The sequence below is a fragment of the Bradyrhizobium sp. LB8.2 genome, assembly GCF_040548035.1.
Classification (GTDB): Bacteria; Pseudomonadota; Alphaproteobacteria; order Rhizobiales; family Xanthobacteraceae; genus Bradyrhizobium.
In genome coordinates this window covers 42,727-64,662 of record NZ_JBEPQV010000035.1, presented here as the reverse complement: position 1 = coordinate 64,662, position 21,936 = coordinate 42,727, and the positions used below count along the sequence as shown (strand labels likewise).

General features: G+C 56.9%; 36 protein-coding genes. 20 read left to right on the top strand and 16 right to left on the bottom strand.

Going from position 1 to position 21,936, the window contains the following annotated elements:
- Window positions 1-118: 118 nt before the first annotated feature.
- Window positions 119-358, bottom strand: a complete 240-nt coding sequence (locus ABIB06_RS32285; protein ID WP_354069667.1) for a hypothetical protein — start codon at window positions 356-358, stop codon at window positions 119-121.
- A gap of 358 nt (window positions 359-716) precedes the next feature.
- On the opposite strand from ABIB06_RS32285, the gene ABIB06_RS32280 reads away from it, so the two are divergent.
- Window positions 717-956, top strand: a complete 240-nt coding sequence (locus ABIB06_RS32280) for a hypothetical protein (RefSeq protein WP_354069665.1) — start codon at window positions 717-719, stop codon at window positions 954-956.
- Between the two features lie 157 nt (window positions 957-1,113).
- On the opposite strand, the gene ABIB06_RS32275 is transcribed toward ABIB06_RS32280, so the two are convergent.
- Window positions 1,114-1,380 carry a hypothetical protein gene (locus tag ABIB06_RS32275; protein ID WP_354069663.1) on the bottom strand — a complete coding sequence of 89 codons (267 nt, stop codon included), beginning with the start codon at window positions 1,378-1,380 and terminating at the stop codon, window positions 1,114-1,116.
- A 1,569-nt stretch (window positions 1,381-2,949) separates the two neighbouring features.
- On the opposite strand from ABIB06_RS32275, the gene ABIB06_RS32270 reads away from it, so the two are divergent.
- Window positions 2,950-3,138, top strand: coding sequence for a hypothetical protein (locus tag ABIB06_RS32270; RefSeq protein WP_354069661.1), 189 nt, complete (start codon window positions 2,950-2,952; stop codon window positions 3,136-3,138).
- Between the two features lie 44 nt (window positions 3,139-3,182).
- On the opposite strand, the gene ABIB06_RS32265 is transcribed toward ABIB06_RS32270, so the two are convergent.
- Window positions 3,183-4,895, bottom strand: coding sequence for a ParB/RepB/Spo0J family partition protein (locus ABIB06_RS32265; RefSeq protein ID WP_354125689.1), 1,713 nt, complete (start codon window positions 4,893-4,895; stop codon window positions 3,183-3,185).
- 38 nt (window positions 4,896-4,933) lie between these two features.
- Window positions 4,934-5,278: a hypothetical protein gene (locus ABIB06_RS32260; RefSeq protein WP_354125688.1), complete on the bottom strand. Its 345-nt coding sequence runs from the start codon at window positions 5,276-5,278 to the stop codon at window positions 4,934-4,936.
- Between the two features lie 162 nt (window positions 5,279-5,440).
- Between ABIB06_RS32260 and ABIB06_RS32255 the strand changes: the two genes are divergently transcribed.
- From ABIB06_RS32255 to ABIB06_RS32245, 3 genes are all read left to right on the top strand, one after another.
- A complete protein-coding gene (locus ABIB06_RS32255) occupies window positions 5,441-5,824 on the top strand; it encodes an H-NS family nucleoid-associated regulatory protein (RefSeq protein ID WP_354069655.1) in 384 nt (127 codons plus the stop codon).
- Window positions 5,825-6,028, top strand: coding sequence for a hypothetical protein (locus tag ABIB06_RS32250; protein ID WP_354069653.1), 204 nt, complete (start codon window positions 5,825-5,827; stop codon window positions 6,026-6,028).
- A gap of 199 nt (window positions 6,029-6,227) precedes the next feature.
- Window positions 6,228-6,518, top strand: a complete 291-nt coding sequence (locus tag ABIB06_RS32245) for an H-NS family nucleoid-associated regulatory protein (RefSeq protein ID WP_354069651.1) — start codon at window positions 6,228-6,230, stop codon at window positions 6,516-6,518.
- 150 nt (window positions 6,519-6,668) lie between these two features.
- Here ABIB06_RS32245 and ABIB06_RS32240 read toward each other — a convergent pair whose 3' ends face one another.
- The 4 genes from ABIB06_RS32240 to ABIB06_RS32225 form a co-directional block, all read right to left on the bottom strand.
- A complete protein-coding gene (locus tag ABIB06_RS32240) occupies window positions 6,669-6,980 on the bottom strand; it encodes a hypothetical protein (RefSeq protein ID WP_354069649.1) in 312 nt (103 codons plus the stop codon).
- 157 nt (window positions 6,981-7,137) lie between these two features.
- Window positions 7,138-7,527, bottom strand: coding sequence for a hypothetical protein (locus ABIB06_RS32235; RefSeq protein ID WP_354069647.1), 390 nt, complete (start codon window positions 7,525-7,527; stop codon window positions 7,138-7,140).
- A 138-nt stretch (window positions 7,528-7,665) separates the two neighbouring features.
- Complete coding sequence (locus tag ABIB06_RS32230) at window positions 7,666-7,872, bottom strand: hypothetical protein (RefSeq protein ID WP_354069645.1); 207 nt, start codon at window positions 7,870-7,872, stop codon at window positions 7,666-7,668.
- Window positions 7,873-8,126: 254 nt separating this feature from the next.
- Window positions 8,127-8,960 carry a hypothetical protein gene (locus tag ABIB06_RS32225; protein ID WP_354069643.1) on the bottom strand — a complete coding sequence of 278 codons (834 nt, stop codon included), beginning with the start codon at window positions 8,958-8,960 and terminating at the stop codon, window positions 8,127-8,129.
- Window positions 8,961-9,128: 168 nt separating this feature from the next.
- Here ABIB06_RS32225 and ABIB06_RS32220 point away from each other — a divergent pair, with 168 nt between their 5' ends.
- The 5 genes from ABIB06_RS32220 (at window position 9,129) to ABIB06_RS32200 (ending at window position 12,519) form a co-directional block, all read left to right on the top strand.
- A complete protein-coding gene (locus ABIB06_RS32220) occupies window positions 9,129-9,758 on the top strand; it encodes a hypothetical protein (protein WP_354069641.1) in 630 nt (209 codons plus the stop codon).
- On the top strand, window positions 9,755-10,504 hold the full coding sequence (locus ABIB06_RS32215; RefSeq protein ID WP_354069639.1) for a helix-turn-helix domain-containing protein: 750 nt from the start codon (window positions 9,755-9,757) through the stop codon (window positions 10,502-10,504). Before ABIB06_RS32220 ends, ABIB06_RS32215 begins: the two co-directional genes overlap by 4 nt.
- 222 nt (window positions 10,505-10,726) lie before the next feature.
- Window positions 10,727-11,218, top strand: coding sequence for a hypothetical protein (locus tag ABIB06_RS32210; protein WP_354069637.1), 492 nt, complete (start codon window positions 10,727-10,729; stop codon window positions 11,216-11,218).
- Between the two features lie 334 nt (window positions 11,219-11,552).
- Window positions 11,553-11,807 carry a hypothetical protein gene (locus tag ABIB06_RS32205; RefSeq protein WP_354069635.1) on the top strand — a complete coding sequence of 85 codons (255 nt, stop codon included), beginning with the start codon at window positions 11,553-11,555 and terminating at the stop codon, window positions 11,805-11,807.
- Window positions 11,808-12,300: 493 nt separating this feature from the next.
- On the top strand, window positions 12,301-12,519 hold the full coding sequence (locus tag ABIB06_RS32200; protein WP_354069633.1) for a hypothetical protein: 219 nt from the start codon (window positions 12,301-12,303) through the stop codon (window positions 12,517-12,519).
- A gap of 98 nt (window positions 12,520-12,617) precedes the next feature.
- Here ABIB06_RS32200 and ABIB06_RS32195 read toward each other — a convergent pair whose 3' ends face one another.
- Window positions 12,618-12,791: a hypothetical protein gene (locus tag ABIB06_RS32195; protein WP_354069631.1), complete on the bottom strand. Its 174-nt coding sequence runs from the start codon at window positions 12,789-12,791 to the stop codon at window positions 12,618-12,620.
- A 463-nt stretch (window positions 12,792-13,254) separates the two neighbouring features.
- On the opposite strand from ABIB06_RS32195, the gene ABIB06_RS32190 reads away from it, so the two are divergent.
- Entirely contained in the window at window positions 13,255-13,704 is a 450-nt protein-coding gene (locus tag ABIB06_RS32190) for a hypothetical protein (RefSeq protein ID WP_354069629.1), read from the top strand.
- Window positions 13,705-13,971: 267 nt separating this feature from the next.
- Here the strand turns inward: ABIB06_RS32190 and ABIB06_RS32185 are convergent, their stop codons facing one another.
- From ABIB06_RS32185 to ABIB06_RS32165, 5 genes are all read right to left on the bottom strand, one after another.
- Window positions 13,972-14,136 (bottom strand): hypothetical protein, encoded by a 165-nt coding sequence (locus ABIB06_RS32185; RefSeq protein WP_354069627.1) that lies wholly within the window; start codon window positions 14,134-14,136, stop codon window positions 13,972-13,974.
- A complete protein-coding gene (locus tag ABIB06_RS32180) occupies window positions 14,136-14,354 on the bottom strand; it encodes a hypothetical protein (RefSeq protein ID WP_354069625.1) in 219 nt (72 codons plus the stop codon). Before ABIB06_RS32180 ends, ABIB06_RS32185 begins: the two co-directional genes overlap by 1 nt.
- A 1-nt stretch (window position 14,355) precedes the next feature.
- Window positions 14,356-15,003, bottom strand: a complete 648-nt coding sequence (locus ABIB06_RS32175; RefSeq protein ID WP_354069623.1) for a phage replication initiation protein, NGO0469 family — start codon at window positions 15,001-15,003, stop codon at window positions 14,356-14,358.
- Window positions 15,004-15,015: 12 nt separating this feature from the next.
- The gene (locus tag ABIB06_RS32170; protein WP_354069621.1) at window positions 15,016-15,270 is read right to left on the bottom strand and encodes a hypothetical protein; all 255 of its coding nucleotides are present in this window, start codon (window positions 15,268-15,270) and stop codon (window positions 15,016-15,018) included.
- Between the two features lie 224 nt (window positions 15,271-15,494).
- The gene (locus ABIB06_RS32165; RefSeq protein WP_354069619.1) at window positions 15,495-15,650 is read right to left on the bottom strand and encodes a hypothetical protein; all 156 of its coding nucleotides are present in this window, start codon (window positions 15,648-15,650) and stop codon (window positions 15,495-15,497) included.
- 120 nt (window positions 15,651-15,770) lie between these two features.
- Here ABIB06_RS32165 and ABIB06_RS32160 point away from each other — a divergent pair, with 120 nt between their 5' ends.
- The 6 genes from ABIB06_RS32160 to ABIB06_RS32135 all read left to right on the top strand — a co-directional run bounded on the left by ABIB06_RS32160 (window position 15,771) and on the right by ABIB06_RS32135 (window position 19,185).
- A complete protein-coding gene (locus ABIB06_RS32160) occupies window positions 15,771-15,938 on the top strand; it encodes a hypothetical protein (protein ID WP_354069617.1) in 168 nt (55 codons plus the stop codon).
- Between the two features lie 18 nt (window positions 15,939-15,956).
- Window positions 15,957-16,568 carry a hypothetical protein gene (locus ABIB06_RS32155; RefSeq protein ID WP_354069615.1) on the top strand — a complete coding sequence of 204 codons (612 nt, stop codon included), beginning with the start codon at window positions 15,957-15,959 and terminating at the stop codon, window positions 16,566-16,568.
- Window positions 16,565-17,020, top strand: coding sequence for a hypothetical protein (locus ABIB06_RS32150; RefSeq protein ID WP_354069613.1), 456 nt, complete (start codon window positions 16,565-16,567; stop codon window positions 17,018-17,020). Before ABIB06_RS32155 ends, ABIB06_RS32150 begins: the two co-directional genes overlap by 4 nt.
- A 270-nt stretch (window positions 17,021-17,290) precedes the next feature.
- Entirely contained in the window at window positions 17,291-17,572 is a 282-nt protein-coding gene (locus ABIB06_RS32145) for a hypothetical protein (RefSeq protein ID WP_354069611.1), read from the top strand.
- A gap of 828 nt (window positions 17,573-18,400) precedes the next feature.
- Window positions 18,401-18,613: a hypothetical protein gene (locus tag ABIB06_RS32140; protein ID WP_354069609.1), complete on the top strand. Its 213-nt coding sequence runs from the start codon at window positions 18,401-18,403 to the stop codon at window positions 18,611-18,613.
- Window positions 18,614-18,624: 11 nt separating this feature from the next.
- Complete coding sequence (locus ABIB06_RS32135) at window positions 18,625-19,185, top strand: hypothetical protein (RefSeq protein WP_354069607.1); 561 nt, start codon at window positions 18,625-18,627, stop codon at window positions 19,183-19,185.
- Window position 19,186: 1 nt separating this feature from the next.
- Here ABIB06_RS32135 and ABIB06_RS32130 read toward each other — a convergent pair whose 3' ends face one another.
- Together ABIB06_RS32130 and ABIB06_RS32125 are read right to left on the bottom strand one after the other, a co-directional pair.
- Entirely contained in the window at window positions 19,187-19,894 is a 708-nt protein-coding gene (locus ABIB06_RS32130; protein ID WP_354069605.1) for a hypothetical protein, read from the bottom strand.
- Between the two features lie 268 nt (window positions 19,895-20,162).
- A complete protein-coding gene (locus tag ABIB06_RS32125; RefSeq protein WP_354069603.1) occupies window positions 20,163-20,303 on the bottom strand; it encodes a hypothetical protein in 141 nt (46 codons plus the stop codon).
- Between the two features lie 110 nt (window positions 20,304-20,413).
- Here ABIB06_RS32125 and ABIB06_RS32120 point away from each other — a divergent pair, with 110 nt between their 5' ends.
- From ABIB06_RS32120 to ABIB06_RS32110, 3 genes are all read left to right on the top strand, one after another.
- Entirely contained in the window at window positions 20,414-20,917 is a 504-nt protein-coding gene (locus ABIB06_RS32120; RefSeq protein WP_354069601.1) for a hypothetical protein, read from the top strand.
- A gap of 152 nt (window positions 20,918-21,069) precedes the next feature.
- Entirely contained in the window at window positions 21,070-21,420 is a 351-nt protein-coding gene (locus tag ABIB06_RS32115; RefSeq protein ID WP_354069599.1) for a hypothetical protein, read from the top strand.
- Window positions 21,421-21,476: 56 nt separating this feature from the next.
- The gene (locus ABIB06_RS32110) at window positions 21,477-21,899 is read left to right on the top strand and encodes a hypothetical protein (protein ID WP_354069597.1); all 423 of its coding nucleotides are present in this window, start codon (window positions 21,477-21,479) and stop codon (window positions 21,897-21,899) included.
- The last annotated feature ends 37 nt before the right edge of the window (window positions 21,900-21,936 follow it).

The following is a 21,936-nucleotide window of genomic DNA, read 5'->3' as shown; positions in this document are numbered from 1 at the left end:
GCTGCGCAATTAAGCGCCTTGCGGAGGCGAGCGGGGCGCGCGGATGATGTGGCTTTACGACTTTCCTACCTCGTAACCCGAACGTCGCCGTAGTCTTCTTTTGTTCGGCCGCTCACCATCAAATCTGTGAGCCGAGTAGGGCGCCAATGCCAAACAAGATCATGCCGCCGATCCAAATCAATGCGGAGGCAGCAAGAACCGCCGACGTCCCAACGCCGATGCTGCCGGCGAGACCGAACAGCGTGCCTGCGTTGAACAGAAGCCCGACGACGCCCCAGAGCCAGAAAAGAGACGTGAGTAGGCCGCGCCCTGTGCTCTGGTGATCGCGGGCGTGCGCCTCCTGCGTGCCCCTCTTCAACTCCTACTGAGAGAGGTCTGAGCGGGCCGGGAACCATCAACGTCATGCCACAGGTCGCGAACGACAACGCGGGCGCCTGGCCTCTGCCACCGTTTCCTGATGGCTGGTACGCCACCTGTTGATCTGTGATGCGGCTCGCCCTGCGGTGCTCAGCAAGTAGCAGGCGGGCGCATTTGATGGCTTTCAATTGCCCACAACATCCACCGGTTCACGCTGGCGGGCCTATCCTTTCATATGAAAGCGCAGCGTCCTCGATGGACGAACGCACATGTGCAGGACTCGGCGTGTATACGTTGGTTTATCGCCACAGTACTTTCCAATTCTCACCAAATTTGCCGGTCAGCAAACGAGGGCAAAGATGAAACAAGTAGCATCACGGGGACACATTGTGGCTATTAAGAACATCGTCATTCCTTTGGAAGATGAGTATCTACAAAAGGCAGCAAGGGAACGCGGAATCTCCCGCTCCAAGCTTGCACGATTTCTCATGGAGAAGGTTGTGAGCGACGAACTCGTTCCTGCGATTCTCGGTGAGGGCGACTTGTCGAACGTTGAATCTACCACCCAAAGGTATCGACGCTTTCGGAATCCAGCGTAGGCGGGAACATTGGTCCGGCGCCGCGGACTGCTAGCGGTCACCTGACGGATGAGAGACGGCCCGGCTTCAGGGGGGGCTTTGGGGTAGGCCGGGGCCGCTCCGCCAGCTTCAGTGGCGAGCTGGCGCCGATTCAAGCAAAACATGCCCGACCGGTTCCTCAGCGCGTCAATAGATTCTCGCTTGGTGTCAGTAGCCGCACGTAGGTCCCGCTCTCGTGCAGCTCGAGCCAACCCTTTTCGACAGCGCACCTGATGCCGGCGCCGAACTCCGCGCCGCTTCCCTTGAGCGTGTAGAGGAAGGGATAGTTGATCTTCTCGATGTGGATTCGGCCGTCCTGTACCGCCTCGATGCCTGAAGCGAGCTGAACCAGCTGGCGGGCGGCAGCTTCCGGATTGGAAAAAGGGCGTTCGGTGACGAGTTTCATTGCTGGAAAACCTTGAACCTATTCAACGCCGCCGGGTACCGGCTCGCCGCGGCGAATAGCTTCGATGCCTAGACGGTCCCCAACGGTGGGAAGATGCGGTGGGCGTGGCGGCATCACTTCCCCGCCTTTTCATCGATGGCGGCGCAAAGCTCGCACATACTCCTCTTACCTCGCCCGTCCAAAATGCATGGTGCTATTGCATGCAGTGGAGATATTGAACTGCGCCGTAGGAGACCCCTGGCGCCGCGATCGCGCACCCGACGAGAAGATCGATCCACATGAATGCCTCCTCCTGACGATAGGAAGGCACGGCGATTCTGGTTAATCATCAACTAACGACCGCCCGCCGGCCGGGATCTGGAGGACGAGCACGAGGGCGCGGAGCCCCACTAGGACTCAGAACCGAGCCTCGGTTGGACCTCCACCACAAACCAGACCGCGCCCGGATTGGAGGCCAACTACCTAGGCGTGTAGACCTTGACGATGGCGTCGGTCGGGTCCGAAGGGCGCGGCCGGCATCGCGCACGGGCAATCGCGTATATCGCGGCGCTGAGGTGCTGCCGCTAAGCTGCGTTATCGGCGGCCATAGCTCAGGCGCAACCCGTCTATCCAGCGCCGCCGGAGACGGCCAGATCGAAAGGTCTGGCCGTTTATTTTCGGTGGCTTCCCGGTGGCTTTTTCGGGCAATACCTCCGACATGCTAACATCGACACGGCCTTATCATATTGAATTATTTTGGTTTTCTGGTGCCGGCTGAGGGGATTGAACCCCCGACCTTCGGTTTACAAAACCAGAATGCTCCTCGGGCACTCAAGTGCTTTCAAGCTCTTAGCGGCTCCTGCTTCGGCAGGAGGGGGCACTAAAACTCAACGCGAGGCGGCAGGTGGGGGACAGTTCGGGGACAGTGCTTCCGAATTGGAGAATTCCATTCTCCTCGGCTTCCTTGGCATGGGGTAGTGCAGAATCTGCCCAGGTCTCCGCTCTCTCCATCGCCCCGTGTCTATAGCCCCACGTCTCTTGTGACGCCCATAGGGCGGGCGGCGTGGGGTCTTAGGTCCGAAGGACGGGCGTCCAATAATCAACGGCGCACATCTATCGCGGTAATCGTAACGGTGATTGTTTGAAGAAGGTTGTTGCGTGCTTTTGTAGTTGATTTGGTGGTGCTGATATTAGTGAGCTTATTTTGTTGCTGATGCTGCTGTCGTTGCCCGTGTTTGATCGTGTTAGTCGTTTGCTTGTTAGTATGATGGTCGGTGTGATGATTATGTTGATTGTCAACACGGCTTTGCGGGTTTCGTAAAAAATCTTTCCACAGACTAAGACATTGTGTCCTAAGGGTTATCGCCAGACTTCAGCAGATATCCCCAAAAAGCGCCGCAGGTTATACCCGGAAAACGTGGGGAACCACCGGCTTTTCGCTTGCCGATTCGGTGCAAAGCACTTAGGCGGGAAGTCAGGCGACGTTCTTGAAACAACGTCACCTGACGCCTGGTGGTGAGCCTGAACTCTCCGCCTTCAACATCGGGGGTTCTCCCTCTCATCAGGCACTTTGTCAATCTGGTTTGCGAGATGCCGTTTCTCGCAGCGATGGAGCATTGCCTGATGAGTATCGAGAAGAAGACGGTGACGCGCGAGTACCGTGTCACCGTGACAGTGGAAGAGGTGGAGGCGCCGAAGGTTGCCGAGATTCCGACGGAAGACGCGCTGAGTCCCGAGGCCCAAGAGTTCGTCGACCAGGCCGGTTACAGCAACCGATAGCTGCTGCTACTTGAGGGGGGCCGAAGTCCCCTGTGCTTGCGTAGTCATGCCGCCTTCTCCCGCTTCGCCTTCTTGTTGTCGTTGGCGGGCTTGAGCATCGCCGGGAGCCAGCCCGTGCCTTCCAAAGCGGTTGCCGTGGCTTTCACGGCGGCATCGCGCTTCATCTTCTCGACGTTGAAGGCGGCGTCTGCCTTGCCCGCCTGTTTGAGCGCCTGAACCATCTGCGACTTCTTCATGCGTCCAATGAAGCCGTCAGCCTTCGGCTCCCAATGCTTGGTCATGTCGAGATTGAGTGCTGCGGCAATCTCTTCAACATTCTGCATCTTGCGCGCCTCAGGGAATTTCGTCCTCACGGCATCCAGCGTGCAGGCGGCGGCGCAGGCGAGAACCACATCGAGGTCTGCATCGTCCAGCTTCAAAAGATGGTCCCAAAGCTGCTCCGGCTTCTTGGGCAGGCTGTCACGAAGCACCTTGCTAACCTCGCCCGCCTCCTTCGCGGTCAACTGGTCGCGCTCGGTATCGCGCGTAAGCGGTTCGAGGTTGCGGGGCTTGGTGTGTATCTCCATTGCGGAGGAAGTATCCCAATTGCGCTCGTAGAAGGCGGAGAGGGCAAGCGCGTGGGTAACGGCCACCTTCGCCACATGCACATTCCGGGTGAGTTCAAACCGGATGGCAGCCGTGCGGTGAGCGGTGAGAGTTTCAATCTGGCTCTGCGCATACTCGCCGGAGACAGGCTCGCCGCGCTTCTCTGCGTTCTTCGCCTTTTCCGCCTTCATGTCGGCGGCTAGGATAAGGCCGCGCTCAATGCTGAGTTCGCCGTTGTAGGAGATACTGACACGGGCGCCAGCGCGCTCCTTGTCGGCCTTTGTGAACCTTCTACCGTGGATGCGCCCCATCTTGTAGTCGTAGTCGAAGCTGGGGGCGTGTTCGACCCACTTCCAACCCTCGGCTTTCACCTTCTCGGCCTCGGCTGCAAGCTTCTCCAGAGCGAGCTTTGTGAGCAGTACCTCGTCCTTCATGTACCCGGTGCTTTCTTTGTCGAACAAGTCGCGGACAACCTCGCCGCCAGCGGCCTCATAAGCCTCGATGCCCACAAGCTTCGCGGCGCTATCGCGGTCGATGTCCACCATGCCTTCCGTCAACTCGCCCCGGATGTCGTCTGCATCCATGAACTCGCTCATTTCGCCAAACACCTTCTCCTGCATCTTCTTGTCGCTGGTCAGGGTGAAGGCCATCACATGCTCAAGGGTCAATTCCCCGGCACGGAAGGCTTTGACGATTTTCGGGGATACGGTGGCCAACTTCATGCGCTGCTTCACTACGGCGGGAGTGACGCCGTACTTGGCCGCCACGTCCTCAATCGGCATCCCTTCGACCACAAGGGCGTTGAACGCCTCGAATTGGTCTGCCGGGTGCATCGCCTCGCGCATGACGTTTTCAGCGATGGAGATTTCCTTCGCCTCCTGTTCGTCCTTCACTTCGAGACAGGGCACCAAAAAGTCTTCGGGGATTTTCTTCTGCTTCGCCAAAAGCTGGAGCGCCATCAAGCGGCGCTGCCCGGCGATAACCTCGCTGGTGCCGTCGGAAAGTTTGCGGACGTTGAGGTTCTGGCGGAGGCCAAGGGCTTCGATGTTGGCGGCAAGTCCCTCGATGCCGTCCTTGGCGTTGGTCTTGCGGACGTTGACCTTGGATTGAACCAGCAGGTTCAACGGCACAACGTGGGTCAGGTTGGGGTTCAGTTGGGTATTGGCATTCATGGTCCTCGCTTTCGTTAGGGTTTGAGTTTGTAGGCTCGTTAAATCAGGCCATCCGCCTCAAGCTGGCGGTGGGCGATGCAAATGCAGGTGCTGGCGAATTGAGAAGCCAGCCCTGCAATGTGGTCAGTCGATGGGAGAGTGGTGAGCATCGCCAAGTCGGCGGTCAGCTCGTCAACGCACACCCGAAGGAAGGTCGCGCCGGATATGGTGCCTTCATGGCCAGCGAGCGGCATCCAATCTGCCGGGGTGAGTTCGCTGATGTGCTGTTTGCTATCGGTCCAGAAGACCGCGCCCTTGGCGCCTTCGAGCTTGAAGCTGACAGTGGTGTGGATTACCGCAGCGGGACGCTGACGCCCGGGCGTGGTGTAAATGAATTGAGACACATTGAGTTCTTTCCTTGGTTCGCAAGAAAGAATCTGAGCCGTTAAGTTGTATACCGCAACAACAAAGCGCATTAAGTGCAACAAAAACGGGCGCCCACTAAAGTTTGCGAACCAAGGGGGCGCCCGAGCCCTCACACTCTCACAGGCATGGACTCTCTGACAATGGGCTTTAAGGTGCTGACATCCTTAAAGGTGCATGCCATGCCGAAGAAAACTGCTTCGCAGATACTCACTCAATTCAAATCTCTTCCCATTGATGAGCAATCTTCCCTGTTGAACACGCTGGGCAGGCTGCACAACAGCGCGCGCAAAGCCCGGCTGAAAGCTCTCAAATCCGAGATGGCCAAGATAGGCGAGGAGGACAGGCGGACGTTCTTCAAGCCCATGGTCAAGAAAACACGCACAAAGCCCGAGCCACGTTACAGAAGTAAAAAAGACAAAAGCCTTTCGTGGTCGGGCAGGGGTTCGGTCCCTCGTTGGATGCGGGAGGAGATGAAGGTGTTAAAGCTGAAGCCTGCGGCGTTCCTGATCGGAAGGAAGGCCTGATTGTTCTGGTCATACGAACACGCTGTATTGGTGGATGAAGACGACCCCGACACCAATCTTGAAAAGTTGCTTCAATGCGCTGCTTACGCTGGCAAGGCCGGGTGGGACTGGGAGCGTTGGGACGGCTCCATCATACACTTTCGCTTTTCGGATTTCGACGAAGCTGCATATTTCGACCTGATAAACAATGGCGTATATTACTGATTGCAAGCGGAAGTAGATTGCGTGAGGATGCCTGCAATAAGCGCCGGGGCTTCGGTCTCAAAGTGAGCGGACGTGTCCCACTCAGGCGCCTAATAAGCCACGAAGGGCCTTCGGGCCTTTTTCTTTGCCCTGTAATGCCCTCTCACCCTCATTGAACGGCGGCTTGCCCAGCCTATGCTGCCTACAAGGAGGTGGCTGCATGTCAAAGCTCGTAAACGAATTCAAAGCGCTCCCGCTGGCTCAACAGCATGAGACGTTCCCCCTCATCACCGCCGCCTATAACGAAGCCAAGGATCTTCGGCGCGTCGAGCTGGAGGCGGAAATCAAAGCCATGGGCTTCACGCCTGGGCAGACGGCAAAGAAATCGGTTCGCATAAAGTATCGAGGGCCAAACGGCGAAACCTGGAGCGGCGTCGGCGCGCTCGCAGGCTGGCTGAAGAAGCTGAAGGACGCAGGCGAAGATATTGAGCGCTTCAGAGTCCAAACCTGAACTGCGTGTAGAGCGTCAAAGCAATCCCGGCCACTAGAGAAAACTGAACAGCCCACAGCACCCATTCCGGTACTGTGGGCAATTTGCTGGCGAGGGGGGACTTCGCAAGTCTGATAATCAGGCGGTCATGGGCGCGGTTAAATCGGGCAATCATCCTGCGTATCCTTCTACAAATTCATCTCCAAAGGCCCGTGCGAAGAATTCATAGGTCCACGGAGAGGTCTGCGGGCCAAATTCAATCACACAGTCGGGCGTCATCGCAACGGCGGCGGCGGCGAGTTTCTGCGCGAGGTCGAGTTGTGCCTTTTTCGGTCCCCCGTAAGGGTTCGCATAAAGATTGACCGTCGCCTTCCGCGCCGTCCGGAAGGGGCGATGCTCCTTGTACGTACCGTCCTCGTAGATGGTGACCGTGGGCCGGAGATGTAAGGAGTCGTCGTAGCTGAACGAAACGTGTTGGGGCATGCGTCCACCTCCGGCCGGATTCTACCCAAAAAAACGCCCCCTGCAACAATGATGCAGAGGGCCAGTCGGGGAGTGTTCACGGTTCGCCGATTTCAGCGAACATTGGGTTGGGGCTTTCCATCGAAGGAAGCTGCGCCACCTGGTCAGCGCCCCAAGCTCAGGCATCGATGATCTGCAGGAAAGCGTTTATCGGGTCGCCGGCGCGAAACCTCGCCGCGAACGGTGCGGTCGCCTCCTCGAACTGCATGAAGACCGCAGGGTTCTCGCCGATGGCGTAGGCTGCAAGGAGTTCGATTGCGTCGTACTGCGCTTCGTTCGGGAAGTCGGAATCCACCATGACGCCGACGCGCGCTTCGTGGAGTGCTTCGAGAGGTTTGAGGCAGGCGATGGTCCCATCCAGATGGATGAAGTGAGTGTAGCGCCCACGATTGTTGACGAGGGCGAATGAAATTCGCTCAAGCATGTTGATGTCTCGCGGTGAGTGGAGATTCATGCTGAGCCGTAAAATCGTATACCGCAACGAATGTGCGAGCGCATTGCGGGGCATAAGAAATTCCCCCGGCCGAAGCCGGGGGTGTTCGTCAGCACCTTGCAAGTCATCAGGCTACACCGAGCTTCTTTGAGCCCGTTCACTCGGTGATACCCCTCGTCGCTGCTCTACGGGTGGAATCGCACTGACGGACGTTCACTTAAAGAAGTCAAGCTGCGGCGGATCGACGATGCCGTTATCCGACTTGAACTTGGCGGTCGTCATGTCCTCACTCGCCCAGGGGAAGAACAGAAGCCCGCAAGTCGGGCAGGGCGAGTTCACCGGATGAGGCGTCTCGGTCGTCCACTGCATCAGGTGGTCGCCGTTGCAGCGATACCAATTGCGAAATAGCTTAATCCCCATCGATGTCTTCGTCGGCGTGGTAGTTGCTGTCGGTCAGCACCTCCGGTCGATAACCGGAAAGCTTCTCCTTCGCGCATGTCGGACAAATCCGGCACAAGGGAATCCCCCGGGCGTCATTCACCCAATGGGAAGATAAGCCGCTGCCACACGGGCAGGGGCGTGCGTCGTGAATGCCCATAAAGGCCTCCGCAGAAATGTTTAAGATTTTCGGTGAGGCCGAATCTTGCGCCGCAAATGAGCGCTTGTGAATCAGTTTATTGCTTCGACAAGTGGGCTAGAATGGCTTCGGCGATATCCGATGACGCTTCTTTGAAGTAGGCAGCCACGGCGTAGACGTTCTTGATCCTTAGCCACTGCTTGCTCGTCGATGCGCTGCTTTGCAATCCGACAAACCTCGTACCGGATTGAGGGGTCCACACTGCGGGGGCAAGATCTGCAACCCGAAACGCCGGGCCACCGCTGACGCCGCCGACCCATGGCGCGCTCACTAACTCATTGTTGTTGTAGAAATCTGCGGCTGTTTTGTCGTACTTGCAGAACAGATCGACGTTTGGGTCATAATGCTCAACGTCGGAAGGAATTTGATCAGTCTGATTGGTCGTCAGCGTCAGCAGCGCGGCGCCCACATGCTCTCCGAACTGCCGTTCTCTCTCCTTCGGAAATCCTGCAATAAAATAAACTGACTCCGGATTGGGCAGTGCAAAGTCCTCGACGGTGATGAAGGACCAGGTCTGCTTGATAAGTCCGATCAACTCGGCGTCAAGAAGCTCGATCGCGATCACGTCCAGGAAGTCCGAATCCTCACCCTTTGTCTCGTAAACGTGGATTTTCCCCAGTTCACGAGGGATGCCATGCTTGCGGGTCGTCGGTCCAACGAGGCCCTCGTAAGGAAACCGTGGACCCGTGAACGCTGCGAATAGGTGCTTGGCGGTCAACAGGAAGTGACGGTCCTGATGCCGGAAAAGGACCCCGGTGCCTAAAGTTATGATTTTGGTCCCGTCCGTCCAGATGACCGGGTAGGCCACCGTTGAGGTGTACTGATTGATCGCGTCACGAGCCTGTTTTTCGGTGTCGTCTTCGACGCTCATCGGACCGCCCTTCTTGCAGGTGAGCGATTTAACATAACTCGCCCTAAATGCGAAATGGCTTGACGGGCTGAGCTCACTGACTCAGCATTTGTTCAAGGCCGGTGAGCATGCACCCTTATCGGCCCCCGAATTTCTACGGTGCATCGGGAAACAACAGAAAGAAGGTGCATGGATGCAATCTCACCTCCATCGATAAAAGAACGCCCAATCATTTTCAGTGCGCCGATGGTGCGCGCGATACTGGAAGGCCGCAAAACGCAGACGCGGCGGATAGTAAGTCTCAGACCAAATAAACAGGGATTGAAGCTCGTCCCAGAGCTGCTTCAGCAAATGGGTGTTGGTGCTGCGTGCCCCTACGGCAAGCCCGGTGACCGGCTGTGGGTGCGGGAAGCGTTTAGGCCGCTGGATATTGACATCACCCCTATGGAAGGCCCGCCGCGCGTTCTGAAAGGTGCGGGGCTAGAGTTTCGCTCGGATTTTCCAGACAGCGTTGCTGGTGAGGGTTGGAAACCCAGCATCTACATGCCCCGCTGGGCCAGCCGTATATTGCTGGAGATTGTCGGCGTGCGAGTGGAGCGGCTACAGGATATCTCGGAAGCTGACTGTGATGCAGAGGGGTTTGGTGGCAAATTTCCGCCCAATGCATTCCCAGAATTCTCAGGGCTAAGCGGTTGGGACGGTAGCGACACCATCGAGGAGTGTTTTGGCTCGCTCTGGGACCACATCAACGGCAAAGGAGCTTGGAAAGCCAACCCATGGGTATGGGTGATTGAGTTCAAGCGGGTGCTGGCTGCATGAGTACCTGGAGCTGGAAGCAAAAGATTTGGGAATCCAAGCTGAGCGCCACCACAAAAATTGTCCTGCAGGCGCTTGCAAGCCACCTCAACGATTTCGGTGATCCGATGTTTCCGAGTCAGGAACGGTTGGCAAAGCTTTGCTCACTCAGTGAGCGTGCCATTATTACCCACCTTCAAGTTGCAGAAGACGAAGGCTGGATAAAGCCGCGCAAGCGCGAACTGAAAGGCAAGAAGTGGGCGGCGAATGAGTACATCGCCTGCTGGCCCGATGGGGTGAACGACGTTCCATCAAGGGGTGAACCACGTTCACCTGATGGGGTGAAGGAGGTTCACCCTAATAGTCCATCTGAACTATCCAGTAAGAATAACCCCCCAACCCCCAAGGGGGAGCCGGACGGGTTTGAAGAAATCTGGAAGGCGAAGTGGAGCAGGGGCAATGCGCCCAATCCACGGCAGCCTGCACTCAAGGCTTATGCGGCTGCACTCAAGCGCGGATCTTTACCTGCCGACATCCTAGCCGGAGTTAAGGCTCGTGTCGGGGTGGACAAGGAAGACACCGTGTATGCGCCCCAGCTCGTGACCTGGCTGAACCAGGAGCGCTGGAAGGACGGAACGGGCGCCGCGGTGTTGAGCGCCGTCGATCTGGAGGCAGCGGAAAGGCGGCTCGCGGAATCCAAGCGCCGTCACGATGAGGATATGCGGAGGCGGGTAGAGGAGAAGAGTGCTCAGCTGCGAGGTGCCGCGTGAACCGGGCGGAGCAACGCCAGCAGTTTGAACAGCTCGAACTGTTTTTGGAGGAGTGCCGCCAGAAGCGTGAAGAGAGCGAGGAAGCGAAGAGCATCGTTCACCTACCGCAGAAACGAAAGCCTCTGGACCCTTGGCCGAAGCACATGAGGTTTGACTGAGATATCCTCTGGTTGAAAGGGAAGGCCGCTTCGCTTTTCTACTGAAATACAGTATGTCGGCCGGATGGCCTTTGAGTTCGATCTGCAAGTCGACCCAGACCCTCCAGCCAACGATGCCTGGGGTGTGGAGTTCGTCGAGTTCGCCCTTGGTTACGACGTTGATGCGGAGATCGTGATCTTGATGTCCGTCATGCTCGTACCTGACGATGAGCTAGAGGCCTATGACCTCCGATTCGGAATTCGGGAACAGCACCTGCAGCATAACTGGAATGTGTCGCCTCCGGATTACACGAAGGAGACCGTTGACCGGTATATTCCCAAGCAATGGCGGACCTTTGTCGGTATCAAGCTGCGGCAGGCTGTCCGTCAACTGGTAGAAAAGGTCGGACCTCAGAACATCACAATGGAGACATTTTACGCAGGGCTGGAACAAAAAGCCCTGACGAAATATGACCTTATCAGCGCTTCGGTTCACATCTGCGGGTACGAAACCTCTGAACGGTTTCGCGACGAAACGACCCAGAAGGACCACTGGTTGTTTACGAAGCAGGTTTAAGATTATCGGAAGCGTGCTATATGTCTGTACACGTACGGCAAGGGATAGCGCTATGACCCGCGACCAGATTGTGAAAGTGAGCCAAAAAGCGGCTCGAAAGGTAGATGCTCCGCGGTCAGGAACCCCGGCTAGCACGAAGCATCTCGCACGCCTGGCAGAGCTTAAGAAGCTGCGTAAAGCTGCTCAAGAGGTAGCAATTCAGCCTGAGCGGCGGCGGGCTTAGGCCACCCCCATACAGGTGAATTCCCGAGGCCGCCGATTGGCGGCCTTTTTCGTTGGCTGGCTTGACTTGTCGTTCCTGTTTCGTTCTACTGGGATAAATCCCAGGTATCCCATGCCCACACTCGAATACGTCCGCTCGGAAATCGAGCACATGCGCGCGCAGATTGGCCGCCAGCGCAAGGAAATCCTCCAGCTCCAACGGGCCGGGATAGGAACGGCTTCGGCTGAATCGCTGCTCCAGCGAATGCAGGCCAAAGTGGAGGGGCTTGTCGAACAGCGGGACCGGCTTGTGGGCGAACGGCGCCTGGATAAGACTTACGCTTCCGGCAAGAAAATCGTCGGCACTCCGGCTAACCGCAGGATGTGATGGATAACCTTCGGCGGTTTCCTGCGCCGTGGGTGATGGAGGAAGAAGAATGGTCCTTCCGCGTGAAGGATGCGAACGGCTTCCCCCTTTGCAGCGTCGTCCACCGGCAAGACCTTCACGATCGTTCGTACCAATACGCCGAGCAATTCCTCACCCATGACGAGGCAAGGCGGATTGCCAAGGCGATATCACGGCTTCCGGAGTTGCTGAAGCGACCGCAGTATTGAGGGATGTACCTCTAGGAGAATCCTTCCTCCGGGCCGGCTCGTTTAAGGGTTTGTCTCGGAAATCGGAACGGCCAATGAGCTCTCGGCCCATTTGTTTGTCTGCTCCACTTTCATGGGATCAAGGCTGTCACAGAAGATGCACTGGAGTTCAGTTCGGCCGTGTCGACCTGGGACCGGGACGGTTCTTTTGCCGCACCGCAAACAACGCGTAACTTTATCCATGGCTTTACTCCCGCGCTCCAACGGTTCGTGGGAACCTTTGTTCCATGAAAAAGTTGCTGTGCATGGAAATCATCGACAAGATTATGCAAACCTACGGGATGATGGTGCCCCTTACCTCGGAAGAGGAGAGGGCTGCGCGCGAGCGGTTGGTCAAATTCTTGTCTGACAAATCCGACGACGCACGCAAGCTCACAATAGAGGGCCTGAAGTTCTTACGCGGAGAGCGCCCCGCGAGGACGCGGCGTGCTCGATCTCCAATTTAAGATAGCCCGCCGTCAGTCCTAGAGAACGAGGACGTGCAAATACGCCGCGAGGATTATCGCGACGCTTAAGATGATGATGCCGATGAAAAACCGGCCCATCACTTCTCCTTTCGAACACCCTTGAATTTCGCCGCGCTCTTTTTGACGGCCATGAACTGGCCACCCTTCTTGTTGCGCTTAGTCGAAGTCTTGGTGAGCGGGTTCTTCAGCTGCGTGCGCTTCTTCACCGCGCCCTTGCGTGCATTGTCGCCGGTAGGTTTGTTGACTGCCATTGGTGCCTCCAGTTTCAGCTACAACCTTCTGGATTGTTGAACGTTCCAGTCTCGGAACTCTCGCGGCCCCTGCAGGTTGTATAGGCAACACAGGAGGAGACCATGGGTTTTGGTAGAGGCGCACTGCTTTGGATGCTCGGCATCCCGCTCCCGATAATTCTTTTGCTCGCTCTGTTCTGGCATCATTAAGGGCGGATGTACCCCCCCTGGATGCTTGTAGGCCCTCAGCTCATGCTGGGGGCCTTTTGCATTTGACGGGGATTCGATGTCGGCGCACGATTCAAAGATGCAACCAACACATCCTGTGAAGCACCGTCGGCCTGGCCGGCCGAGCCTCTACGATGAGCCTACCGTTCCCGTTCGCGTGCCAGCCAAACTCGTGGACGAGGTTAAAACCCTTATCCGCAAAGCAAAGCGCAAGCTTCCTCTGTACGTTGTGGGTAAATCAATCAAAGCGCTTTGATTGGGCCGCAATTACGTGCTCGGCTTGGATTTGGGAACGACACTCGGCGTTAGCAGGGTGTATCTTGATGGAGGTCTCGATGCCCAGGCACTTCGGTTTGAAGGCAACATCGGAAGTCGCACGGTCGGCGTTCACGGGGTCGTCCAGCGCTTCGCCGGACCGGATTGCATCGGCGTCTGCATCGAAGAGCCATTCTCAGGACAGTTCTCCAGCGTCAAAGCGCTCTTTCCCATGCTCGGAGCTGCCGTACTCGCCTGCGAGCTGGCGGGGCTCCCATGGTCGGCGGTCCATCTCAGCAAACTGAAGATCCACGCCACCGGCAAAGGCAACGCCAAGAAGCCTGACATGCAGGCGGCGGCGAAGGCGCGCTGGGGGAAGGACCTCGGCGAGGATGAAGCGGACGCGGCTTGGGCAGGCGCTTTCGCGTTGGACCTCAATCTATTCGGGTAAAGACAACGAAAGACTCCAGCCTGAGAGAGGGGACAGGCTGGGGCCTCGGGAGGGTCCTCGCGCTGTCTGGACGCGGTGACTGAACAGAAAACCTGCCGCGCGATCTGCCGTTCCTAAAATGACCGGGGCCACTGACTTTCGTCAGCGGCCCCCCGGGTCTCTTCAAAAATTACGAAATGAAAAGGTATTGCCAGCCCCGGTCTCATTATCCTCGCTCCAATATTTCCATTACGCAATCTGATTTTGGCGTTCCCGAATTGGAACCATCTACTTACCTTTGCTCAGCTCATACCAGCGCCAGATGGCCTGATAGGCGACATCGGCGAATGATGTGAGCCCGTGCTTTTCCATGAGCCACGCCAACATCTCGCGCAGCTTCGGCCGACGGCTCATGTTGATGAAGATGCCATCGCGGGTTTTTTTGTCGGCCATTACGTGGCTTTCTCTGTTGGTTTTACGTTCATGCCCATGTGCTTCGCCTTGAAGTCGCGCTTGAACGTGTCTCGGGCTGCCCTGGCATCCTGCACCGCCTGCCACAGAGGCAATGAAGCCTCCATGTGCTTGGCGAATGTCTTCCCAGCTTCTTCAGCCGACTGATACAGCGCCGCAAGTTCTGCGGCGTCTGCATCGCGGGTGGTGTTTGCATCCATGCTAGAACGGGATTTCGTCGTCGAACGGTGCATCAGTGACAGCGGCCGGTGTCCCCGCCGCGATCTCACTTTGAGCGGCGTTGATGGCATTGCCATTGAGCGCCTGATACTCCGGCGATTTCGCAATCAACTCCCTCATGTACTGCGGCAGGCCTTCGAAGATGGTCTGGTCGAAGGCGTCGAGATTAAAGGTCCGCAGCGGATTCACGCGCTCCGGCTTCGGAGCATCGGGGTCAACGGGCATGACTGCCTGGATCTTCCGGCCCTCGCTACCGTCCGGCTTCTTGCTCTCGGCGAGCTGCAGGAGGCAAGCGCCGCCGACCGCAGGCAAGATGTCGATGCCGTCGCCATAGACGTTCCCGCTGTGCGTCGTGTTCGTAATGGCCTCGATGATGGCACGCAGGGTGGCCTTTTCGTGCATGGAGAAGGTGAGACGCTTTGAGAACACGGGCGGCTTGCCATCGATGAGCGGGGCATTCTTGCCGTGAAGCTCAAGCTGCGCGTAGATTTGGCGCTGCTTCACGTCCTCGCCCTTCATGTTCTTCGTGTCCTGCGTGCCCACGTCGATGAGGCCGTACAGGATGGCTTTGTGTTGGCCTATGGGAGCGAGTTGAAAGGTGCTCGTTGGCTTCGGTGCGTTCCAGTTCATTGGTGCTTACATTCATTGGTTCATAAAATAGTCGGGGCCGTGGTCGTTGATGGCGTCCAACCTGTCTTCATACCGGCGCTGTAGTGCGTGCCGGTACTTCTCCGGCATTGCTGCCAGGCGAAGCTTGTTCAATCCCGAGCGCCAGTAACAGATGAGGCCTGCCGGGTTTGTGAAACTGTTGATGCGCTCTGTGAGGTGTTTGCCACACTCGATGGGGTCAAACTCATCACACGCCGGGTGCAGGGCAGAGTTAAGTGGCTTTGCCATGCTGCTTGGTATCACTGATGAAGCGTCTAACGATATTTAGGCCAGTCCCATACGCAGTGAAATGGTCGCCCCAAAGCCTGTCATGAATGATTATGGGCGGATTATTAGGGCTTGCTCGAAACCGAAGAGCCTCAAACACACCCTTGGGAGCTTCGATTATATAACCCTTGTCGGTCAGCCATTGCTTGAACGCATCCATCTTGCTGCGGTGGAGGAGGTGTCGGTTAGCCATTCCTCCGGCCTTCGTATTGCTGCTCGTACATCCGCTGAAGGTCTTCGTCCGTGACCTGGCGCTGATGCTCCTCAAGCCACTCCTCGTAACCCGGGAGGGCTTGCACCGCATCCATATGGTGTTCGTAGTCTCGTTTACTCCTGCTCATGGTCATTGCTCCTGTTGTAGAAGAATCCTCTCACAGATAAATATTCGGGTAAAGCGAAAAATATCTTGACTGCTATTCCGGGTCGGCTCAGCATGACGATAACAACAGGAGATAACGACCATGAAGACGCAGGAAATGTACTACCAACCGCTGCCCCCGCACTGGGCTGACCACGTGCGTGACGCCTACTACTCTGTAAACTGGCCCATGCCGAACAAGATGGACTTCGCCGGGCTGGTCGCCGTCGGCGCCATCATCGTCGCCGTGGCGCTCGCCATCATCTTCTAACAACAGAAAGCGAGGGAATTGGAAAAGCTAAAACTAGAAGCCGGGAAGTATTACCGGACGCGCGATGGACGTAAGGCATTTGTTGGATGTGTGGGCAACCCCTTCCAGCAAAACCAGTGCGAGTGGGACGGCGCTATTGGTTGGGTGGAAACGAACGGAGGATGCCAGTACCGGGAATCTTGGAGAGAGGATGGTCGTGCCGCTGCTGCGACGAACCACGACCTCGACCTCGTAGCTGAGTGGAAAGAGCCCAAGCGCATCAAGGGGTGGGTGAACGTCTTCCTTCTCACGGATAAGTACGGCCCTAACTTAGGTGAGAGTATCACCCGGCCTTATGCGACACGGGAAGAAGCAGATAAAGATGTGGACCGCTGGGAAACGCCGCGCTTCGCCTGCATCGAAATCGACGTTCTCGAAGGTCAAGGCTTAGATGGGAGCGCCCGACGAATGGAGCTTCCCGACCTCTCGTATCTGAAGCAAGTAGCCGACCATTGGAGCAACGCCGAGGCAGGCGGCAACATAATGCACGACTGCCCTGTCTTCACGGACAAAACGGCCAAGAGGATTAGTGAGGAGCTGAAAGCGCTCATCGAATACGCGGAGAAGGCTAGCGGGAGCTCCGCGTCATGAACCGCCAACTGCTCAATCGAGAGCTAGGTTTCCTCCCAGTCTTCGACCCGACGAATAACGCGGGTGCATCGACTTCGGAAGCAGCTGCGGCGTTCGTCGAGCTTGGAAGGGTTTCTGGCAAGGCCTCGGTCGGACCTCATGACATCGCCACTCGCGCGGCTGCGAACCGCGCCTATGAGAAGCCAAAGCTTCCCGTGGAAGAGCGGGCAAAGCGCTGGATGGATGCTAATCCGGAAATCTACCGCCGCTTTGTCGAGTACGCCCTGAAAGCCGCCGAACGCTTCAACCACTACGGAGCTAAGGCAGTAGTCGAACAGGTGCGGTTTCATACCCCATCCACTGACGGCAAGCCGTTCAAAATTCCGAATGCCGTGACGACTTACATGGCCATCCGGTTCGTCGAAGAGCATCCGCAGCACGCGGGGCTCTTCTCAATTCATAAGAGGAAGTGAGGACCGTGTGTGCATTCAAAATCACGGGGCCGGGTAAGTACCTCAATCGGACAGGTGGTCTCGTTAAACTGAGAAGGGCGCCCAGGAGAACAGGAGAGTTATCCGCCGCTTCCGGCTGAATGGAAGTGGTTCGACAGGATAGGGTTCTCGTACCGAAACAACGGCTCCTCGTTCTCTGAGAGAGAGCATCCTCGCGACATCGTTTCAAAGGTTCGCGCCCCCAAGCGCAAACATCGCCCATCAAAACCAACCAAGAGGGAGAAAACCCCCATGAAGAAGCAACCCACGTCACTGAGCTGGTATGTAGGCCGGTTCAATACCCCCCGTGGTGTCGTCTACCGTTACCTGCGCGTCCGCGTCATCGGCACGCTGGAGCGCCTGTTCAACGGCCTGAACAAGACGGTCATCGAGCAGTATGCCAGCGGCAACAGATGGAAGAAGGTGAAGCCATCTGACTTCGAGGAAGTCGGCGGGCCGTTCGGCTGCCGTCGGCGTGCTGCGCATTGCCTGCGCAAGCTGGCCGGCGGGGACCAACGCCTGGCCAGACAGTAATGGTGGCCGTGGTATCGCACCGGGTGAAGGCAGCTCCAAAAGACAAGCTTCCACCCGGAGCCGCTGAGGCTGAGTTCGCTTACCTCAAGGCCGCGAGCATCAGGCGGGGAGAAGACCACCCTTTTGAGCATGCATATTATCTGGAGAAGCGCGATCTGGAGGTGCTGATACCTGGTGTAGTTCAACGGCAGGCGCGGCTGAACAAGCTGCGCGGCCCTAAACGAGAGAGAAAGTGAAGACTTGGAAGACACGATGATAACGAAGGTGTTGCTGGGCTGTATGGCATTGTGCGCGCTGGTGTGGGCGGGCTTCGAGGCGAAGGACGCACTGCATGGTTAGACCGGCCACCGAGTGCCTACGTTGTGCGTTGCGCCAAGAAGGCGCCCGGGTGTCCAATGGCAAATATGGACTCACGCTGATTCGAGTTTCGTGTGAGGAACGGTCCGGTAACAGACTTCGTTTCATATTGCAGTTTGCGCGCATTGCGGGTTTTGCGAAATTGTGTTCAGAAAATCAGAAATGTAACTTGCTCCGTCGGCCAAAACAGTGATTGATTAAGCAGAACGAGATCTTGAAGTGGAGCCCGGTGCTCAAGCCGGTGGAAAGATGAGGAAGTTCAACGCCCTAAGTGAGGGGCGGGAGCGTAAGTTCCGCCCCTTGTCGTTTCTAGCGGGGACGCTCACTTTTGGGTGGTATATTGCGGGTGGCGGCGAGTTTAGCGGTTGACGCGCCGGAAGTGGTCTCAGGATAGGCGAGCGGTCCGCATTTAAGCGGCTGCAATCTGGATGGATTGGGCTCCGGAAGGGATTCCGGGGAAGGAGAGAGGCTGTGTCGGACCAGGACGTGCGGAATGAGAATCTGATCGAGGTGCTGAGGCGCAATGGCGACTTCAGCAAAAACTATGGGCCTTGGCTGGGCGCGCTGCTGCTCTGGCTGGCGATGAAGTCTGCAGGCCCCAAGTCGTTCTGGTGGGGTGGGCTGGTCGGCCTTGCAACTGTCACGGGAGGCCTTGTACTCAGGTATGGCATTCCATCCTTGTGAGGAGGTGACGCGTGGCGATGCCTGAGGAAATGAAGCTGCGGCAAGACGTAGAGATTGCCAAGGCCAACGAGCTCTCTTTCGATTTCGAGAAGTTCGATAAGGAACTACAGACCGGGGACATACTCTTCATGTTCATCCGCTCGCATCTCTACCTGGAGCATGTCATTATCACCATGATCCTGGAAGCCTGCAAAAATCCGGAAGAGATGACGATGCGCAACGTCAACTTCCCGACGAAGGTGGAGCTTGCCATCGGACTTGGCCTGATAGAGGCGCGGTGGCGCAAGCCTCTATTGCTTCTCAACACAATGAGAAACAGGGTGGCTCATCGCCTGACGTTTGAGTTCACAGAGCAGGAGAAGAAGGAGCTTGCCGGAATGCTTCCAGAGCATCTGCTTGACGAAGCGACGAAGGAAGTGGGCCTCAAACCTGATGAGACAGATAAATTGGAATGGTTCCGCATCTGCCGCGTCATTGTTGTCTGGCTCGATATAGTTCGGCAACGGCATCAAGAAGCGAGAGTGCGGGAGAGATATAGCGTCGACTATCTGCGGCAGGTGTTGAAGAAGTAGGCTATTCCGCCTGATCTTCACGAATGATCGCATCTATCCGTGTTGCTAATGCCCTCATATCACCCAACATTTGCTCAAGGAAGTTCGCGACACCGAGAAGTCTGACCAAATTGATCTGGTGTCTGTCTGCAGGTTGAAAGTGAGCAATGCCAGCCTCATGGTCTACGTGCACGAAATAGCCCACGGCACCTATTCCGTTCGGGTGAGTGGTTTCGGAAAGCTGGTTGTAGACCTCTCGGACTCCGGGCGCGAGTTTATCCAGCCGGTCCACTTGGGAGACGACGTTCGTAGCCACATTGTTGAGGTCTTGGTCGTGCAGGCGGCTCATCTTGGTGGCGAAAGCCTGCCCAACAATGAAGGTCAGCGCTTTCACCATGTCGCCCTCATCCAGCAAGAGCGTGAGGCGCCGGCAGAAATCGTGGAAGCAGGCGACGGACTCCAGTACCGAGCGTGCGCATGTCGTGGCGACCAGGGCACGGCCATTGCTCATCTCTTCCATTCCGCCGTCGAGGAACTCAAGGGCACGCCTCATGTGAGCCTGAAAGTAGGCGATGGCATAGGCCGCAAGGGTATGGCTAGCCGTTGGTCCGCGCGTGGAGAGCTTATCTACCAGTGCTGACCTGGCGCGATCGACGATGGTGTTGGCGTGATCGACCAGCTTCGGGTCGATGTTGCCGTCAGTGAAGGCCGAGTGATCGAACATGGGCATGGTGCTTGCCAAGTGATTCGCGGTTGTGTGCATATTCTACCGTCCTGCCCAAGCGAGCGCATCGCACAGGAACGTCCGAAGTCGGGAAATGGCCACGCAGGTATATCCCGGTATAGGCTAGCCGGTTTGAAGGGAGCCGGGTCAGGACAAGTCCACCGTGTCCAGCAACGGGGACGAGGAGAGGGCGCCAGGAGCAGCTTTGGCCGTTTGTCCTTGCCGCCGTCCTCAACGAAAAGGCCCCTCATCGGGGCCTTTGTTCTGCGCCGGCTTAGTCGATGCTGGAGCCGTCCTGGACGATGTGGGAGGAGGTTTGCAGGAACGTATCGGCGTTCGGGTTTGCCTTCGCCTGGTGAAAACCAGTGAACAGTCCGCCGCCAAAAGCGACCACGATTGCAATTACAACAGCCATTTCTCTATCTTCTCATCGATTTATATCCGCCTTTCGACGTGTGGGAATCATGACTGAGTTGTAGATTGCTGTCACCATCCGATAAGTCATTGAAAACATGTGAGCACGTTATGCCGGACCACACGCTAGTTGATGGGAAAGAGCTTGGCGACGAGATTTACCAAGCGATCGGGAAGTTCATCTATTCGTTCTCGCAGCTGGAACTGTCAATTCGCCTGCGCCTGGGCGACGCTCTCAAGCTGAATGAGGAGCTGTCCGCGGTCGTGGTGGGGCCATATGACGTTGCCACGTTGTTCAACGTAACCAAGGAAGTATTGCTGAGGACAAGAAAGGACCTCGAAGCCGGGAAAATCTCAAGACTGTTTAGCCGGTGCCATCTGCTGAACCAAAAAGCCAGGATCGTCGTCGCCCATGGCACTTGGTATGCCGAAGGTGGCGGCGCCGATCATTTCAGTAGACACTCGTTCAAGAGTTCAAATCATTTCCAAAATCTTGAAGACCTGGAAAAGCAAATCACTGAGGCACAGCAACTCATGTGGCACGTCGTGGTGTCGACGGGATGGAAATACGACGTAGCACTTGTCGATCCTACTGCAGAAGCGCCTCCGCTTTAGCATGCTTGCCAACAATCCCGCTGCTGTGCGCATAATAATGGATGAGCAATAAACCAGCGCGACGGGGTCGTGGCGGTGATAAGGGTGAGACGCGGGCTGTAGGCCGTCCCCGGACAAAGCTAGGCGACCTCCCACCCAATTGGGAAGCCATCATGACTTCACAGTACCAAGCCGGCGCTTCCGATGTGGAAGTTCGGGTGTGCTTGGCCATACCGCCTTCGCGCGCGTTGAGTCACGAGACGTGGACATCGCTGCAGGACGACAATCCCGAATTTGCCGAAGCCGTAAAATATGGTCGTTTGCTGTCTGAGGCGTGGTGGGACGCTCTCGGCCGCAAAGGCGTGACGATGGGTAAGAGGTTCAACACGCCTCTTTGGATCGTGCAGATGCGAAACCGTTTCGGCTTTAAAGGCGCTGACCGCGCACTTCCCGGCCCGGGCGGCAGCAATCCCGATCCGGAAAAGGATGAAGTCACCATCTACCTGCCTGCAAACGGAAGATAGTTGACGGCCTTTCAGTGTTGACTCATGCTTGGGCCAATCATGAAAGGGTTATTGAAGTGAAGAATAAATTTATGCTGCTCGGCACGCTTTTGGCAGCTTTGGTCGTGGGGCTTGTCGCTGTTGCGGATGCACAGACATTTGCCACGGAGACGAGTAACGATTATCTGACCGTCCATTCCGCTCAACACACCTCCAGCACGACCGGCACGTACAAGTCCGTCCCCAGCACTCGTGGGACCATGACGATGTTGATTTCCAGCTCTGTTGCCGGAGTGACTGCGACACTCACACTGTCGACCAAAGGCACTGGTGCAGATTCCGCAAACGGTTCAATCGTGAGCACGTCGGCGTTGACACTGTTCACCACGCCGACGGCGATCACCGTCGCAGGACCCTTGAACTTCCAGAAGGTTAAGCTCACCCTGAACGCTCCGGGTGCGGCGACCGCTTCGGACACGCGCATCTTCTCGCGCCAATAACTTCCCCCCGGAAGGCAAGGCCCGTTCACGCGGGCCT